The organism is Brevibacterium sp. W7.2, from assembly GCF_018137945.1.
Classification (GTDB): domain Bacteria; phylum Actinomycetota; class Actinomycetes; order Actinomycetales; family Brevibacteriaceae; genus Brevibacterium; species Brevibacterium sanguinis.
The window spans coordinates 723862-740481 of the sequence record NZ_CP073089.1 but is presented as its reverse complement, the minus strand read 5'-3'; the positions used below and the strand labels follow the sequence as shown (position 1 = coordinate 740481).

Below are 16620 nucleotides of genomic sequence, written 5' to 3'. Positions count from 1 at the left end.
GACCACACTGGTCTCATGGCCAAGACGAGCAGAATCATCAGCGTCTCCGTCCCCGTCAGCGACCTCGACGAGGCAACCCGCTTCTACACCGACGTCCTCGGATGCTCGGTGACCTACGACGGTGAGCCGATGCCCGGCAATCGGATCGTCGAGGTGGCTCCGCCCGGGTCGGACATCGCGATCGTCCTCATCCCGCAGGGCAGTCAGATCCCCGTCGCCATCCGCCTCGAGACACCCGACGCCGAGGAGGCGCACGAGCGCATCTCGGCAGCCGGCGTGACGATCCACAACGACGAGGTGTTGCGGTGGCCGGGCGTCCCGCCGATGTTCTCGTTCACCGACCCCGACGGCAACGGCCTCGTCTACCTCCAGGACGACTGACCTCCACCAGACGTCCGGGACGACTGAGTCCCGCCTGACGTCCGGGACGACTGAGCCCCGCACACAGTCCACGACGACCGAGCCCAACACCCCTTACACCACAACGACGGATCACCGTGGCACACCCCACCCCGTGAGACGGGCATCACCCTGCGCCCGTTAGACTGCTCTGGTGCCTGATTCACATTCGCAGTCGCCGGTGACCGCCGACTCCGCCTACACCAGCCCTCAGCCCACCCCCGACGGCTCCGGCCTCAAGGCCGGAATGCGGCCCCGCCACCTCGTCATGATGAGCCTCGGCTCGGCGATCGGCGCCGGCCTCTTCGTCGGCTCCGGGGCGGGAGTCCAGGCCGCCGGGCCCGCGGTCCTCGTGTCCTACGTCGTCGCCGGCCTCATCGTCATCTTCGTCATGCGGGCGCTCGGCGAGCTCGTCGCCGCCGACCCGAACCCCGGCGCCTTCTCCCACTACGCCGGCAAGGCCATGGGCCCGGCCGCCGCGTTCGCCGTCGGTGCCCTGTGGTGGGTTCAGCTGTGCCTCGTCGTCGCCGCCGAGGCGACCGCCGCCGCACAGATCGTCGCCGGCTACCTCCCGTCGGTTCCGCAGTGGGTGCTCGCGCTCATCATCATGGTCGTCTTCACCGCGATCAACCTCACGACCTCCGGCAGCTTCGGCGAGTTCGAGTTCTGGTTCTCCCTCATCAAGGTCGCCTTCGTCGCGCTCTTCGTCGTCCTCGGTATCGCCCACCTCCTCGGCTGGACCCCGGCGGCTCCCCCGACCGAGATCTTCGCCGACGGCTTCATGCCCACCGGCATCCCCGGTGTCGCCGCCGGACTCCTCGTCGTCGCGTTCGCCTTCGGCGGCATCGAGATCGTCGCCGTCGCCGCCGCCGAGACCTCCGACCCCAGCCGCTCGGTGTCGAAGGCGATCAAGACGATCGTCTGGCGCATCCTCTTCCTCTACATCGGCTCGGTGGCGATCATCGTCCTCGTCCTCGACTGGACCGATCCCCGCCTCGCCGACTCGCCGTTCGTCGCCGTCCTCGACACCGCGGGCCTGCCGTTCATCGCCTCCCTCCTCGCCGCCGTCATCGTCATCGCGCTGCTGTCGTCGATGAACGCGAACATCTACGGTGCCTCCCGGATGTCGTTCTCGATGGCCCGCCGCTCGATGCTGCCGTCCGGCCTCGGCCGCACGAACCGGCGCGGCGTTCCCGTCGCCGCGGTCCTCGCGACGTCCGTCTTCGGCTTCATCGCCGTCGCCCTCAACTACTTCTGGGCCGCCGAGGTGCTCGGCATCCTCCTCCAGATCGTCGGCTCGACGCTCATCGTCACGTGGGTCGCCACCCTCGTCTCGCAGCTCATCCTCCGCCGCCGCGCCGAGGCCGCCGGCACCCCGCTGCCGCTGAAGATGTGGCTGTTCCCCTGGCTGACGTACGCGGCACTGGCCGGCATCGCCGTCATCATCATCCTCGGCCTCACCGTCGAATCTGTCCGCACCCAGATCATCGGCACGCTCATCTTCACCGCCGCCCTCTACCTCATCGGCATCGCCGTGACCCGCCGCAAGCGGGCGAAGGGCATCGTCGCCGAGGTATGACCGTCAGAGGGGCATCAGTCGGTCCTCGTCGCCGAGGTGGTCCTCGAGTCGGCCCCGCACCGCGCAGTCAGCGCGGTGCGGGGCCGTTCTTTGTGTTTCCATCATGGAAACATTGATGTAGAGTTTCCTCTATGGAAACACAACAGACCTCAGACCACGACCGAGAAGAGGCGCGCCGAGCACTCCTCGCTGCGCGCCGGGAGGAAAGGAAGACCTCCTCCGGACACATCCCCAAGTGGCTGCTCGTGTACGGCGCAGCCTTGAACTTCGGCTTCGCCTGGACCAACCTCGCGGTACCACCCGGTTCAGCGATCGCTCTCGGCGCGGTCATCGCGCTCACCGCTGCCATGGTCGTCCAGGTCGTTCTTCTCGTGAGGTATGTGTGGTGTCCGAAGGGGTATCGATTCGTCAGAATCCAGTGGAAGGTCCTCCTCACACTTGCCTGCATTGCGATGCTGCTTGTCGGCGGGACGTCCGTGGTGGCGTCACTGTTCGGCAATGACAGAGACACCGTGTCCGGTGTCTGGTCGATCATCGCTGGCCTTCTCTGCCTCCTCCCGGTCCTCCTCGACGCGGCCGAGAAGCACTGGCCGAAGCGCAAAGGACACCGCAGTGCCTGACGCCGAATTCAATCCGCTCATCCACGCCCCGATCCGCTTGCGCATCTGCGCAATGCTGTCGCAGGCGAAGGGCATCGAATTCGGGGAGATCCAGTCTCGCCTCGACATCTCCAAATCGGCGCTGAGCAAGCACCTGTCACAGCTCATCGACGCAGGCTACGTCGACGAGACGAGCATCGTCCGGCTCGGCCGCTCGCGGCAGTGGCTGTCGCTGACACCGGCGGGTCTCTCCGCCTACAGATCCCACCTCGCCGCGCTGCGCAGCATCATCGACGCCGACGACTGATGACGTCCCCCGACTCGCCCGGACTGACGCTTCAGTCCCTACCCGGCGGGCGCTGAGTTCTCAGCGCCCGCCAATGCGCTCCCGCAGTTCATCGGCCAGCGCGCTCAATGCCTCGTGTTCGCGGGCCGCGCTGATCCACCCGTCGAGCATCGCGAGCGTCTGGCCCTCGTGTCTGGCGAAATGGCGACCGGCATACTCACGCATCGGGATCGGCGAGATCCGGTCGGCAGCCTCGAGCACCATGCGGGCGACCGCCGGCACGACCGGCACCGGCATTCCGGTGACGGCACGGACCGCCTCGGCGGCGGCAGCGCTCGGCAACCGCAGATGATCGAGCAGCCGATCCCACTTCCCTCCCCCGGCACTCAGCTGCGCCACGTACGGAATGAAGAGCGCCGGTGAGGCGATGAGGACGTCGAGCGGCACGGTGATGACGACCGGACCGAGCTCACGCGCCAGTGCGCGGAGCGGTTGCTTCGGACCGGCGGCGAGGAAGACCGGTGCCCCGAACGGCGACCAGAACCGCACCTCATGACCGTGCTCGATTCCGGACCCGGCATCGAGCCGTTCGGAGAGGAACGCCGGGGAGAAGACGACGACCTCGGCGCCGGGAAAGAGCCCCTTCGCGATGTCGACGTCCCCGTCGACTTGGCTCGTGATGGCCAGCCACCGCGGGGCGACGGCCCTGATCGCCGAGGCGACCGCCGCGTCGAGATCGCCCGGTCGAGTGGTGAGGACGACGAGATCCCACGTCGTCGGCACGCGACGGCGCGTGCGCTTCCCGTGCTGGGCAGCGGCGCGGGCCCGCGCCACCGAGACGCCGGTCCCGAGGGAACCCGACGCGCCCGTGTCATCGTCGGCCGCAGCGATCCGGAATCCGCTGGCGTCGTCGATGCCGGCCCAATCGGTGACCGTCACCCGCCTCGTCGCGGCGACCTCGGTGACACTCCAGCCGGGTTCCCCGGTGTCCGATTCGCTCAATGCCTCCAGCCACCGCACCCGCCGCGGATAGGCAGCCCGCGGTCGCTCGAGCGGGGTTCGGGTGACGACGACCGTCTCGTGCCGGTGACCGAGCAGCGCAGCGCCCGCGAGGCCGACCGCGCCCGCACCTTGGAAGAGGATTCTCATGGCCGGTACACCAGCGCATTCGCGATCGCGGCCACGCCCTCACCGCGACCCGTGAGACCGAGCGCATCCGTCGTCGTCCCCGACACGGACACCTCGGCGCCGACCGCCTGGCTCAGCGCCTGCTGCGCTTCGCTGCGCCGTTTGCCGATCTTCGGGCGGTTCCCGATGACCTGGACGGCGATGTTGCCGATCTCGAACCCGGCTGCGCGGACGAGTCGGGCCGCCTCGGCGAGGAGGCTCACCCCGGACGCTCCGGCGAACTCCGGGCGATCGACGCCGAAGTGCGCACCGAGGTCGCCGATGCCGGCAGCGGAGAAGAGCGCATCACAGCACGCGTGCGCGGCGACGTCGGAGTCCGAATGGCCGTCGAGGCCACGCTCCCCCGGCCACAGGAGGCCGGCGACCCAGAGTTCGCGGTCAGGGTCGTCGGCGAACGCATGGACATCGACACCGATTCCGGTCCGGGGAATGGTCATCGCATGGCTCCTAAACGGTGAGGCAGTCATCTGCGCGGTGAGGCAGTCGTCGACTTCCAGGATAGGTGCCGGCCAGCGCGCACGCCTGAGCTCTCACACCGAGGCGGGATGCGCCCGGCCGCGCTCGCGGGCGATGTGCTCGGCGAGGACGAGGTCGAGCGGGTACGTGATCTTCAGCGATTCCTCGTCCCCGGGCACCGCGACGACATCGACGCCGAGGCGCTCGACGAGTCCCGCGTCGTCCGTCGCCTCGCGGGCGCCGGCACCGAGTGTCCGGACTTCCTCACGGTAGCTCGCATGAGCGCGGCGCAGAGTCTCGGCGGTGAAGCCCTGCGGGGTCTGGACCCGCCGCAGACTGCCCCGGTCGAGGTCGCCGCGGAGGACTTCGACATCGGCGGCGTGCTCCCGAGGTGGATCCGGCTGCTCCCGAGGTGGATCCGGCTCGAGATCGGCGTCATCGTCGAGCGGGATCCGCCTCGGGGACTCCTCGGCCCGGCGGACGGTGTCGATCATGGGCAGGACGGGCACGACCGCCTCGGCGCCGGACGACACAGCATCGGTCACCCGGTCGAACACCGCCGGCGGGGTGAGCGCGCGGGCGGCGTCGTGGACGAGGACGATGTCCGGGTCACCGGCTGCCGTGAGGGCCGCCTCGACGGACTCGACACGGTCGGCACCACCGGGGACGACGATGATCTCGACTTGCCCCGGGCGGACGCGGCTCTCGTGGGCACCCGCACCGCTGCCGCCACTCACGTCAGCCTCGGCACCACCACCGACCCGACCAGACCCGCCACCCCCCGCGAACCGTCGGCGCACTTCGGCGACCTCCGCCTCGGCGAGGGACACAAACACCTCGGGAGCCGCGACCACGATCGTGGTGGCGACTCCCGAGGTGATGATGGCGTCGAGACTATGCGCGAGCAGAGTGCGACCGTCCACCTGGACGAAGGCCTTCGGCTCGGTGTGCCCCAAGCGCGTGCCCGACCCTGCGGCCGGGACGATGACGCAGGTGCTCAGGACGCGAGCACTTCGTCGAGGAGCGCTTCGGCTTCGGACTCCTCTTTCTTCTCCGCGAGTGCGAGCTCGGAGACGAGGATCTGGCGAGCCTTCGACAGCATGCGCTTCTCACCGGTCGACAGTCCGCGGTCCTGTTCACGGCGCCAGAGGTCACGGACGACCTCGGCGACCTTGATCACGTCACCGGACTGCAGCTTCTCAAGATTCGCCTTGTACCGGCGAGACCAGTTGGTGGGTTCCTCGACGAATTCCGCCCGCAGGACGTTGAAGACCTTCTCCACACCCTCTTCGCCGACGACGTCACGGACGCCGACGAGATCGCAGTTCTCCGCGGGGACCTCGATGACGAGGTCACCATGGGCGACCTGGAGCTTGAGATACAGTTTCTCCTCACCTTTGATGGTTCGTTGCCTGATTTCTTGGATTGTCGCTGCACCGTGATGTGGATAGACAACAGTGTCGCCGACCTGGAAACTCATATTCTCTTCAAACCCCTTTCGCGGAATCCCAGTTTACCATGAGGCGCGCCACAGAAATCGTCCAGGATGGGGTTTCCTCATGCTAGGCTCGGCCTTTTTGGCCGCAGTCGTCAGGATCTCGCCGAGGCGGCCCAGGCCTCCCAGCGGACGCGCAGAGAACAACGGTCAGGTTGTCGTCTTCGTCACCGTCGGCCACGTCGTCAGCCGGGCAACTCGTGTTGGCGTCAGCGCCTCGGGAAGTTCACAGACAAGGTTCTACAGCTGGTCAAAAACCGGGTAGTATACAGACGGATCTTGTATTGCCACTTCAAGGAGCACAATGAAACGGCACAACCGCGCAGCTCTCGCACTTGCCGCCCTCGCGCTCGTCATCCCCGTCAGCGGATGCGCGAGCCTGATCTCCCCCCAGCAGACGGCTGAGTACCGCTACAACGGCGGCGACGGCGCGTGGGGAACGGTCGGCGACGTCGAGGTGCGCGGCCTCCTGCTCATCATGGACGAGAGCGGCGAGGGCCCGGCCCAGCTGTTCTTCACGCTCATCAACAAGGGCACCGAGGCGGCCAACGTCACGGTCGCGGTCTCCGGAGACTCCTTCTCCGAGTCGGTTCCCGCCGGCGAGACCTTCATCCAGGATCCCGAGAGCCCCCAGTCGACCGACAGCGAGCAGCTCATCGTCGACCCCATCGACGCAAAGCCCGGTGACCTCGTCGACGTCACCGTCTCCACGGGCGGCCAGGAGCAGACCATCGAGACCCAGGTCCTCTCCAACGTCCTCCCCTACTACGAGGAGTACCTCCCGTCGGAGTCGCCGTCGGCGGTGCCGACCGACGACGCCACCGAGGAGACCTCGACCGAGGGCACCGGCACCGAGACCTCGACCCCGACCGAAGGTGCTGCGAGCACCGAGGGCACGACGTCGACCGAGGGCACGACCGCGACCGAAGGCACCGCAGCCGCCAACGGCTGACGCCACGTGCCGGGCCGCACCGGCCTCCCGGCACGCCCGAATCTCCCGGCGCGCACCATCTGCGCCACAGCACGAAGGAGCCGCTCACTTCGAGTGAGCGGCTCCTTCTGTACCTGTATGGGTCTGTATCTGTATGGGTCTGGTCTGTGCTCTTCTGGGCCCGTTATGCCTCGAACTTGTACCCGAGGCCGCGGACGGTGGTGAGGAGCTGCGGCTCGGACGGGTTCTGCTCGACCTTCGCGCGCAGGCGCTTGACGTGGACGTCGAGGGTCTTCGTGTCCCCGACGTAGTCCTCGCCCCAGATCCGGTCGATGAGCTGACCGCGGGTCATCACGCGCCCGGAGTTGCGGACGAGGATCTCGAGGAGCTCGAACTCCTTGAGCGGCATCGACAGCTCCTCCCCGCGGACGGAGACGACGTGGCGCTCGACATCGATCCGGACCCCGCCGGCCTCGAGGATCGAATCGTCGAAGCTCTCTGCTTCGACGTTGCGTCGCAGCACCGCGCGGACGCGGGCGAGGAGCTCACGCGAGGAGTACGGCTTCGTCACGTAGTCATCGGCGCCGAGTTCGAGCCCCACGACCTTGTCGATCTCCGAGTCCTTGGCCGTGAGCATGATGATCGGCACGTTCGACTTCGCCCGCAGCTCGCGGCACACTTCGGTGCCCGAGGCACCGGGCAGCATGAGGTCGAGGAGGACGAGATCAGCGCCGTTCCGGTCGAACTCCGCGAGGGCCTTGAGGCCGTCATCGGCAACGGTCACCTCGTACCCCTCCTTGCCGAGCAGGTACGACAGCGGATCCGAGAACGAATCCTCGTCCTCAACAAGCAGAATTCGAGTCACGTCGTGAGCTTCCTTTGTTCGCTTCCAGTGGGCAAAACCTGGGCGGTCCCATTCTCCTCCGGGCCCTCACCGTTGTCACCGTCGCCCGCCGAGGCGGTCCCCGGGTCCCCATCGACCCTATCGTCGCCGGGCTGTCCGTCGGCGGCCCGTTCTTCAGCGGACTGTTCGTCACCGGTCCGTTCGTCAGCAGGCTGTTCGTCGGCGTTCTGCTCGCTTCCGGCTCGCGCCGAGTCGCCCTCGGCCCGCACCGCGTCGCCCCCGGCCTGCGCCGAATGCTCGAGCAGCACCCCTTCAGGCGCCGTCGAGGTCGCCTCGGCAACGGTCTGCGTACCGGCCAACGGCAGGACGATCGTGAACGTCGACCCCTTGCCGAGCTGGCTCCACACCCTGACCTCACCGCCGTGGGTGGCGACGATGTGCTTGACGATGCTCAGCCCGAGGCCCGTGCCGCCGGTGATCCGCGAACGGGCGGGATCGACGCGGTAGAAGCGCTCGAAGACCCTCTCCGTGTCCTGCCGGGACAGTCCGATGCCCTGGTCGGTGACGGAGATCTCGACGCGTTCGTCGACGAGTTCGACGCCGACGCCCACGCGGGTGCCGTCAGGTGAGTAGTTGATCGCGTTGTCGATGAGGTTCCGGACCGCGTTGACGAGGAGCTCGTAGTTGCCCTCGACGAGGAGGCTCGAGGGCGGGGCGATCTCGATGTGGATCCGCTTCGCCTCGGCGCGGGTGTGCGCGCGGTCGGCGGCGTCGTCGATGACCTCGGCGGCCGAGATCTTCTCCGTCGTCGACGGGGCGGCATGGTCCTGGACGCGGGAGAGGTCGATGATCTCCTGGACGAGCTGGGTGAGGCGCTTCGATTCGCGCTGCATGCGCCCGCCGAAGCGCTCGACCGCCGCCGGATCGTCGGAGAAGTCGGTGACCGCCTCGGCGAGGAGGGCCATCGCCCCGATCGGGGTCTTGAGCTCGTGGGAGACGTTGGCGACGAAGTCCCGGCGGACGGCATCGACGCGCTTCGACTCGGTCTGGTCGTCGCAGAGGACGAGGATGAACGCGGTGCCCAGGGGCGCGATCCGCGCGTGGAGGTAGCGCAGGACGGCGTCGGAGGCCTCCCGCTTCTGTTCGAGGTCGATCTCTTCGATGAGCCCCCGCGCACGCACCCGCTCGACGACCTCGAGCATCTCCGGCGACGTCAGGGAATGCCCTCTGACCAGGCCGAACGTATAGGCGGCCGGGGAGGCTTTGACGACGTCGTCGCCGGCGTCGAGGACGATCGCCGCCGACTGGAGGACGGCGAGCACCTCGGCGATGCCCTCGGGCAGATCGTCTTCGGAATGCAGGTCGGCAGCATCGCGGGAGCGTTCGCTGAAACGGAACGCCAAAATGCCCGCTATGCCGAGTCCCAGGCCGACGATGCCGGTCAGGACCGCTACAATCAAGAGATCCACGTGAACAAGCTTAGGCGCAGTCTGCTTGCCGGTCGCACCGGATTCACCCGCTGACAGGGCTTTTGGCGAGGAATTCACCGAACCGCCAGTTGCCGTTCACGCGGCGATGGAAAGCTGAAGTCAGTGTGCCTGCAGGGACAAGCCGCACTGTCGAGCAGTCCGAGCACGGCCGATCCCGAGATCTGCGCCACGCACTCTCACCTCGCACGAGACAAAGGAAGCATCCTCAATGCGCGAAGTCTTCAGGAATGAGCTCGATGAGCTGGCCACCCAGCTCGTCGACATGTCCACCAAGGTCCTCGACTCGATCCGCCTGGCGAATCAGGCCCTGCGGAGCAACGACCTCGAGCTCGCCGAACGCGTCATCGAAGCCGACGCGAAGATCGATGCCATGCAGCACACCCTCGACCAGCAGGCCGCCGAGATCCTCGCCCTCCAGGGACCCGTCGCCTCCGATCTGCGTGCCGTCATCGGCGCGCTGCGGATGAGCGCCTCGCTCGAGCGCATGGGCGACCTCGCGCGTCACATCGCCCAGCAGGTGCGCATCCGCTACCCCGAATCCGCGATCCCCAAGCACTTCGAGCCGACGTTCCTGCGGATGGGCGATTCGGCGGAGAAGATCGCCGAGGCGACCGAGAACCTCCTCAACAACCCCGGCCTGTCGATGGTCCCGACGATCAACGCGATCGACGAGGAGCTCGACGAGCTCCACCTCTCCGTGTTCGCGCAGCTCGCCGACGCCCCCGCCGAGGATCTCGCCCCGCGCCACATCGCCGACGTCACGCTGCTCTCGCGCTACTACGAGCGCTTCGGCGACCACGCCGTGTCGGTCTCGCAGAAGGTCGAGTACCTGCTCACCGGCAACTGGGAGCCCTACCTGTCCCGGAAGTGAGCGCTCTGCCGGACAGATGACGACGACGATCGCCGAGGTGGTTGACCCACCTCGGCGATCGTCGTTTCCGTGTCTGCTCGATACATCCCTGCTCGGCACATCAGGGTCCCCCGCTCACCCCCGCGACGGCGTCCGCGGGCGTCTCACGGGCGACGACGTCACGTCGACGCCGGCGGGGCACGCCCCTGATCCCCCGGGCGATCGTCCGGTGCACCCCCGTCGTCACCGCGACACCGAGGATGAGGAGGGCCCCGCCGATGAGTTCGGGCACGGTCGGCCGGTCGCCGAGGACGAGCCACGCCGCCCCGACCCCGACGGGCGGGACGAGGAGCGTGAACGGGGCGACCTGCGAGGCGGGGAAGCGGGCGAGCAGAGAGTTCCAGATGACGTACCCGATGAGCGAGGCGACGCCGGCGGTGTAGACGACCGAGGCGAGGACACCCCACGTCGGGTGCGCGAGTGAGCGGACCACCTCGGCGGGGCCGTCGATGAGCAGGGAGAGCCCGAGCATCGGCAGCGGCACGACGAGACCCGACCACACGGTCATCTGCAGACCGCTGATGCCCGGCTTCACCCCACGGGCGATGACGTTGCCGATCGCCCAGGACAGTGCCGCACCGAGGCAGACGACGAAGGCCACGACGGGGATCGACGCCTGGAGGCTCAGGCCGATGACGGCGAGGCCGGCGACCCCGATGAGGATGCCGATGATCTGGCGGCGGTTGGGGATCTCCCGCAGCGCGAGCGCGGCGACGAGGACGGTGAAGGCGGCCTGGATCTGGAGGATGATCGAGGACAGTCCGACCGGGAGGCCGAGGAAGAGCGAGGTGTAGAGGAGCCCGAACTGCCCGGCGGACATGAAGACGCCGATGAGGAGGATGCGCCCGAAGCTGCCGCGCGGGAAGCGCACGAAGAGGATCGCGGGGATGACGACGACGGTGAACCGCGCCGCGACGAGGAGCAGGGGCGGCCAGTCCCGGAGTCCGAAGTCGATGAAGATGAAGTTGACGCCCCAGAGGACGACGACGAGGAGGGCGAGGAGGTAATGGACGGGGCGCATGACTTCAGGATCTCAGCGCTCAGCTATAAAATCCATTGAAAGTCACTCCGGTCATTCATTACGATATTTTGATGATCGATATCGTCGCCCTGCGCACCCTCGTCGCCCTCGACGGGCTCGGGTCCGTCACCGCCACGGCCGACTCCCTCGGCTACACACCGGCCGCGGTCAGCCACCAGCTGCAGAAGCTCTCCCGCTACCTCGGCGCCCCGGTCACCGAGCGCACGGGACGCGGCATCTCGCTCACGCCCATGGGGCGCGAGCTCAGCAGCCGCGGGGCGCAGATCCTCCACGACCTCGAGGGCATCGAGTCCGAGGCCCGGGCCCGCTCGGGTGACCCGCGCGGCCGGATCACCGTCGGCGGGTTCTCCACCGGCATCCGCGGCCTGCTCGTCCCCGCTCTGCCCCGGCTCGCCGAGGCCGCGCCCGAACTCACGGTGACGAATGTCGAATCCGACCCCGACGAGCTCATCGAGATGGTCTCGGCGGGGCGGATCGACGCGGCCCTGATCTTCGACTGGAACAGCTCCGCCCTCCGCCTGCCCTCGACCCTGACCTCAGAGATCATCGCCGTCGACCGCGCCGACATCGTCATGCCGCGTGACCATCATCTGGCCTCGCGCGCCGAGGTGACGCGTGCCGATCTCGTCGGTGAGGTCTTCGTCTCCGCCCCGCGCGGGGCGGTGTGCCATCGCTGGCTCGTCGCGCTCTTCGAGGATCTCGGCAGCGAGCCGCGGGTCGAGTACTGGGCCGTCGAGTACGACACCCAGGTCGAGTTCAGCCGGTCGGTCGGCGCGCTCGCGCTCGTTCCCCGGCTCGGTCGCCCGCACCTGCCCTCCGATGTCACAGCGGTGCCGCTCGACGACCCTTCGATCGCCCGGTCGATCCACACCGTGTGGCGGCGGTCGATGACGAACTCCCCGGCGATCGCCGTCCTGCGCAGGCAGATGCAGGCGATCGCCGGGGAGTTCGCGGAACGCTGAGGCTCCGGCTCAGCCGGGCTCGGGGTCAGGTCGGCCGGGCTCCCAGCTCAGGCTCGGATCGGCTTCCGGCTCAGCGGCCCTGGTTCGCGACCTTGCCGATCGCTTCCTCGGCCGCGGCGGGATCGAGGTAGGTGCCGCCCGGGGTGACCGGCGTGAAGTCGTCGGTGAGCTCGTAGTGGAGCGGGATGCCGGTGGGGATGTTGAGTCCCGTGATGTCCGCGTCGGAGATGCCGTCGAGGTGCTTGACGAGGGCCCGCAGCGAGTTGCCGTGGGCGACGACGAGGACGGTGCGGTTCTCGGAGAGCTCGGGGACGAGGACGTCGTACCAGTACGGCAGGAGACGGTCGATGACGTCGGCGAGGCATTCGGTGCGCGGCACCGAGTCGCCGAGGTTGGCGTAGCGCGGGTCGCCGACCTGCGAGAACTCAGAGGCGTCGGAGAGCGCCGGCGGCGGGGTGTCGAAGGAGCGACGCCAGGTCATGAACTGCTCGTCGCCGAACTCCTCGCGGATCTCCTTCTTGTCCTTGCCCTGCAGCGCACCGTAGTGGCGTTCGTTGAGCCGCCAGCTGCGATGGGTGTCGAGCCACGAGAGGTCGGCGGACTCGAGGGCGAGGTTCGCGGTGAGGATGGCCCGCTTGAGGCGGGAGGTGTGGACGACGTCGGGGATGAGATCGGCTTCGCGCAGGAGCTCTCCGGCGCGCTTGCCCTCGGCCCGGCCCTTGTCCGTGAGGGTGACATCGACCCAACCGGTGAACAGGTTCTTCTGGTTCCATTCGCTCTCGCCGTGGCGCAGCAGGATGAGGTTATGCGTCATGGCCCCTATTTTCGCACGGGCGGCGACCCCCACTCGACGGTTCCATGATGTGGTAGTTCGTCTTGCCTGACGGGACGACGGGGCTAGTATTCGGCTATGTCCGATTCAGCACAGCACCCGAGTCCCGCCGCGGCGCAGACGGCCCGAACCGACCGCAGTTCGATCATCGCCGTCACCGCCCTGCCTGTCCTCGTCATCCTCGCCGGCGTCCTCGGCTTCCTCAGTCCGGACACGTTCACCCCGCTCGCGCCGACGATCACGTGGAGCCTCGGCGTCGTCATGTTCTTCATGGGGCTGACGCTGACGCTGCCCGACTTCGCGCGGATCGCGAAGCGTCCGTGGATCGCCCTCCTCGGGGTCGTCACGCAGTACGTCGCGATGCCGCTGCTCGGACTCCTCGTCGTCACCGTCTACGATCTGCCGCCGGAGATCGCCGTCGGCGTCATCCTCGTCGGCTGCGCGCCGGGCGGCACGGCTTCGAACGTCGTGACGTATCTGGCGAAGGGCGATGTCGCGCTGTCGGTGTCGGTGACGACGCTGTCGACGCTCATCGCTCCCGTCCTCACCCCGCTGCTCACCCTCTGGCTCGCAGGATCGTACATGGACGTGCCGTTCTGGTCGATGTTCGTCTCGATCTGCCAGACGGTGCTCGTGCCGGTCATCGTCGGTGTGCTCGTCCGCCTCGTCGCCTCCCGGTTCGTCGACCGGATCGCCCCGGCGCTGCCATGGCTCGCCTCGGTGGCGATCGCCTACATCGTCGCCATCGTCGTCGCCGGTTCGGCCGGGTCGATCGCCACGGCGGGCATCCTCGTGCTGCTCGCGGTCATCACGCACAATGTGCTCGGGCTCGCTGTGGGCTACGGCGTGGCCGCCGCGTGCCGTCTCGACACGCCGACCCGCCGGGCGCTCTCGTTCGAGGTCGGTCTGCAGAACTCCGGGCTCGCCTCGACGCTCGCGACGACGTACTTCTCTCCGCTCGCGGCGCTGCCGGGTGCCGTCTTCAGCGTGTGGCACAACGTCTCCGGTGCCGTTCTCGCCTCGATCTTCGCACGTCTGCCCTACGGCAAGCCCCCGTCGGATGCGTCACACACCGCGCCCACGCGGCAGGACGCGTGAGGGCTCACATCCACTTGACGCCGTCGACCTCGAATTCGCGGATGCGATGGGCGATCATCTCGGCGAGGAGGTCAGCGGGGATCTCCTCGTCATAGGGCAGCTTGATCGAGCCCTTGCCCGTGTCGAAGCCGGAAAGCCGATCCGCGAAGGCCTCCTTCGTGCTCGGAGTGAAGACGAAATTCGCATGGTGCGTGTACCCGGCGAAGACGAAGAGGATCGAGTCGAGGAAGTACGCGGGGTTGCCCCATTTGATGCCCTCGCCGGCGGTCGGGGCGTGCTCCCGGCTGAGATCGCGCAGCTGCGTGAGAAAGTCGCGCTGGGACTCCGAGTCGAAGGTCGCGATGTATTCGTCGACGGTGCCCGGCTTGCTGAGATCGACGCGTTTGATCATCGCCGCTCCCCGTCGTCAGTTTCGCCGTCGTCTGGCGCGGTCGCGTCCGAGGGCTCAGCCGCCTCGGTGCGCTCAGCGGCCTCAGACTGCCCGGAACCGAGGGTCCCCGCCTGCTCGGATCCGAGCGTCCCCGCCTGCTCCGATCCGGGCGACTCCGGGCGCTCCGGCCCGATCGTGCCGAGGAACTCATTGTCGGGACCGGCGAGCACATGCTCGAACGCGGCGAGGTTCCGGGTCGACTCCCCGCGGCTGACCCGCCACGCCCACTCCTTCTTCATCCCCGTGAGGAACCCGATGAGGAGAAGTTCGTTGAACGATTCGTCGGCGACGGTGAGGAACTCCCCCAGCAGTCCGTCGAGGTCATCGAGCAGCCGAAGAGCGGGAACCGTGGCTCTGAGGTAGACGTCGCCGAGGTGGTCGACCCCGAACGCGGTCGCCGCGAGTTTCATGTTCTTCCGCAGCAGCCAGCGGTTGAACTCCGCGGCGTTCTCATCCGGGTGGCGGATGACGAACGCGGCGAGCTCGGCGGTCCTGGCCGAGATGACGATCGAGACCGTCGTCTTGAGCTTCCGCTCGCCGGGCAGCACGACCGCGATCGACGAGTCGTCGACGCTGTCGACCTCAACCTCGTTCGCTGACGCCCACTCGGTGATGCCGGACATGATCGCACTCGTCGGCGTCTCGCTCGTCGCCGCCGGGGTCCCCGGGTGTGCGGACTCGGGCCCTGTCATCAGCGCGATCCCCCGCACAGGCCGGGAGCGGCGAGGTCCCGCGAGGCCGGTTCGGCCGCCTCGGCGAGGGCGTCGAGCACCGTCGCCACCGTCGTGTGCCAGTCGAACCGCTGCGAACGGGCCACCGCGTGCTCGCCGAGTTCGGCGCGCAGCTGCGCGTCGCCGAGCAGCCGCTCGAGGGTGAGCGCCCAATGGCGCGGATTGTGGTCGGCGATGAGGAGACCGGAGAAGCCGTTCTCGACGACCTCCGGCAGACCGCCCACCGCCGAGGCGATCGCGGGCAGTCCCGAGGCCGCGGCCTCGGCTGCAACGAGCCCGAAGGATTCGCTGCGGGACGGGACGAGGAGGACATCGGCGGCACGGTAGTAGGTGACGAGATCGGCCGCCGGCACCGGCTGCCTGACCTCGATGCGCGGGTCGACGGCGACCGCCGCCGAGAGCGCGGCGTGGAAGTCCGCGGTGTGGAGATCAGAGGTTCGGGGATCCGCGGTCCGAAGGCCCGTCGTCCGGCGTTCGGGTGCCGCGGCCTCAGCGCCGAGGTGGTCGGAGGAATCGGCCGGTTCGGTCCACCCCGAGGCGGCGCCGAGGAGGATCCCGCGGGTGGACGCCGCCAGCGCGGGGTTGTTCTCCTGCAGGCAGGCGAGGGCATCGACGACGACGTCGGTGCCCTTGATGAACTGCATCCGCCCGACGTAGAGGACGAGATGCTCGTCGGCGGCGATGCCGAGCTCCCGCCGCGCCGCAGCCCGGGACCCGGGTGAGAAGAGATCATGGTCGACGCCCGGGCGGGCGACGATGACGGAGTCCGGAGCCGCGCCGAGCTCCCCGATGAGGTCGCGGCGTTCGGCCGGGGTGTTGGCGACGAGGAGGTCGACGCGGTGGGCGATGCGCTCCTCGGCCCGCAGGCGTCGGGGCGATTCGTCCTCGGTCTCCGAGTCCCGGTTCTTCACGGCGCCGATCGTGTGCATGCTCGCGATGAGCTGCGGGCGGGTCCGGGTGGCATCGTTGCCCGTGACGAGCGCCTGTGCCCGCAGGGCCGCCTCGGCGGAGATCCAGTAGTGCGCCCACACGAGGTCAGCGGCGGCGTACGCGGGATGCGCGGCGAGCATGCGGGCGAGGTCGTCGATCCGACCGGCGAGCGCTTCCTTCGTCGTGGCGTCCGTGCGCAGGAAGTGGAGGCGGATGTTCTCGGACAGCGTCACGGTCTCGGCGTCGGCCTGTTCGGTTCCGTTCCCGTTCGGGTCGGCGGTGAAGACGTCGACCACGTGCCCCATGGCGGCAAGTGCCCTGACCGTATGGTCGACGTAGACGTTCATCCCGCCCGCGTCGCCCTGCCCAGGCTGCGCCGCGGGTGAGGTGTGGAGGGAGAGGACGGAGATGTGCACGG

The 16620-nt window shown here is 68.3% G+C and carries 19 protein-coding genes; 8 read left to right on the top strand and 11 right to left on the bottom strand.

Features of this window, described 5'->3' with window-relative positions; genetic code table 11:
* The first annotated feature begins 15 nt into the window (after window positions 1–15).
* From J9315_RS03200 to J9315_RS03190, 4 genes are all read left to right on the top strand, one after another.
* Entirely contained in the window at window positions 16–381 is a 366-nt protein-coding gene (locus J9315_RS03200; protein ID WP_137825675.1) for a VOC family protein, read from the top strand.
* A 172-nt stretch (window positions 382–553) separates the two neighbouring features.
* A complete protein-coding gene (locus J9315_RS03195; RefSeq protein ID WP_349251975.1) occupies window positions 554–1978 on the top strand; it encodes an amino acid permease in 1425 nt (474 codons plus the stop codon).
* Between the two features lie 131 nt (window positions 1979–2109).
* A complete protein-coding gene (locus J9315_RS17415; protein ID WP_249121011.1) occupies window positions 2110–2598 on the top strand; it encodes a hypothetical protein in 489 nt (162 codons plus the stop codon).
* Window positions 2591–2884 carry a transcriptional regulator gene (locus tag J9315_RS03190; RefSeq protein WP_249121010.1) on the top strand — a complete coding sequence of 98 codons (294 nt, stop codon included), beginning with the start codon at window positions 2591–2593 and terminating at the stop codon, window positions 2882–2884. The genes J9315_RS17415 and J9315_RS03190 overlap by 8 nt, the downstream gene beginning before the upstream one ends.
* Window positions 2885–2944: 60 nt before the next feature.
* Here J9315_RS03190 and J9315_RS03185 read toward each other — a convergent pair whose 3' ends face one another.
* From J9315_RS03185 to J9315_RS03170, 4 genes are all read right to left on the bottom strand, one after another.
* A complete protein-coding gene (locus J9315_RS03185; protein WP_211978786.1) occupies window positions 2945–4012 on the bottom strand; it encodes a hypothetical protein in 1068 nt (355 codons plus the stop codon).
* Complete coding sequence (ispF, locus tag J9315_RS03180; protein WP_211978785.1) at window positions 4009–4488, bottom strand: 2-C-methyl-D-erythritol 2,4-cyclodiphosphate synthase; 480 nt, start codon at window positions 4486–4488, stop codon at window positions 4009–4011. Before ispF ends, J9315_RS03185 begins: the two co-directional genes overlap by 4 nt.
* A 93-nt stretch (window positions 4489–4581) precedes the next feature.
* Entirely contained in the window at window positions 4582–5493 is a 912-nt protein-coding gene (locus J9315_RS03175) for a 2-C-methyl-D-erythritol 4-phosphate cytidylyltransferase (protein WP_349251978.1), read from the bottom strand.
* Between the two features lie 11 nt (window positions 5494–5504).
* Window positions 5505–5987 carry a CarD family transcriptional regulator gene (locus J9315_RS03170; RefSeq protein ID WP_137825680.1) on the bottom strand — a complete coding sequence of 161 codons (483 nt, stop codon included), beginning with the start codon at window positions 5985–5987 and terminating at the stop codon, window positions 5505–5507.
* A 319-nt stretch (window positions 5988–6306) separates the two neighbouring features.
* Here J9315_RS03170 and J9315_RS03165 point away from each other — a divergent pair, with 319 nt between their 5' ends.
* Window positions 6307–6954, top strand: coding sequence for a hypothetical protein (locus J9315_RS03165; protein ID WP_198499611.1), 648 nt, complete (start codon window positions 6307–6309; stop codon window positions 6952–6954).
* 163 nt (window positions 6955–7117) lie between these two features.
* Here J9315_RS03165 and J9315_RS03160 read toward each other — a convergent pair whose 3' ends face one another.
* A complete protein-coding gene (locus tag J9315_RS03160; protein WP_198499612.1) occupies window positions 7118–7798 on the bottom strand; it encodes a response regulator transcription factor in 681 nt (226 codons plus the stop codon).
* Window positions 7795–9246: an ATP-binding protein gene (locus tag J9315_RS03155; RefSeq protein WP_232623696.1), complete on the bottom strand. Its 1452-nt coding sequence runs from the start codon at window positions 9244–9246 to the stop codon at window positions 7795–7797. The genes J9315_RS03160 and J9315_RS03155 overlap by 4 nt, the downstream gene beginning before the upstream one ends.
* A gap of 229 nt (window positions 9247–9475) precedes the next feature.
* Between J9315_RS03155 and phoU the strand changes: the two genes are divergently transcribed.
* Window positions 9476–10138 carry a phosphate signaling complex protein PhoU gene (phoU, locus tag J9315_RS03150; RefSeq protein WP_211978784.1) on the top strand — a complete coding sequence of 221 codons (663 nt, stop codon included), beginning with the start codon at window positions 9476–9478 and terminating at the stop codon, window positions 10136–10138.
* 100 nt (window positions 10139–10238) lie between these two features.
* Here the strand turns inward: phoU and J9315_RS03145 are convergent, their stop codons facing one another.
* Window positions 10239–11198 (bottom strand): EamA family transporter, encoded by a 960-nt coding sequence (locus tag J9315_RS03145; protein ID WP_198499614.1) that lies wholly within the window; start codon window positions 11196–11198, stop codon window positions 10239–10241.
* Between the two features lie 71 nt (window positions 11199–11269).
* Between J9315_RS03145 and J9315_RS03140 the strand changes: the two genes are divergently transcribed.
* Complete coding sequence (locus J9315_RS03140; RefSeq protein ID WP_198499615.1) at window positions 11270–12181, top strand: LysR family transcriptional regulator; 912 nt, start codon at window positions 11270–11272, stop codon at window positions 12179–12181.
* Between the two features lie 70 nt (window positions 12182–12251).
* Here the strand turns inward: J9315_RS03140 and J9315_RS03135 are convergent, their stop codons facing one another.
* Window positions 12252–12995, bottom strand: a complete 744-nt coding sequence (locus tag J9315_RS03135) for a phosphoglyceromutase (protein ID WP_198499616.1) — start codon at window positions 12993–12995, stop codon at window positions 12252–12254.
* Window positions 12996–13091: 96 nt separating this feature from the next.
* On the opposite strand from J9315_RS03135, the gene J9315_RS03130 reads away from it, so the two are divergent.
* Entirely contained in the window at window positions 13092–14111 is a 1020-nt protein-coding gene (locus J9315_RS03130) for a bile acid:sodium symporter family protein (protein WP_198499617.1), read from the top strand.
* Between the two features lie 4 nt (window positions 14112–14115).
* On the opposite strand, the gene J9315_RS03125 is transcribed toward J9315_RS03130, so the two are convergent.
* The 3 genes from J9315_RS03125 to J9315_RS03115 are packed head-to-tail and all read right to left on the bottom strand — an operon-like array spanning window position 14116 to window position 16618.
* On the bottom strand, window positions 14116–14502 hold the full coding sequence (locus J9315_RS03125) for a DUF1801 domain-containing protein (protein WP_198499618.1): 387 nt from the start codon (window positions 14500–14502) through the stop codon (window positions 14116–14118).
* Window positions 14499–15233: a YbjN domain-containing protein gene (locus tag J9315_RS03120; protein WP_198499619.1), complete on the bottom strand. Its 735-nt coding sequence runs from the start codon at window positions 15231–15233 to the stop codon at window positions 14499–14501. The genes J9315_RS03125 and J9315_RS03120 overlap by 4 nt, the downstream gene beginning before the upstream one ends.
* Complete coding sequence (locus J9315_RS03115) at window positions 15233–16618, bottom strand: glycosyltransferase (protein WP_232623697.1); 1386 nt, start codon at window positions 16616–16618, stop codon at window positions 15233–15235. The genes J9315_RS03120 and J9315_RS03115 overlap by 1 nt, the downstream gene beginning before the upstream one ends.
* Window positions 16619–16620: the final 2 nt, after the last annotated feature.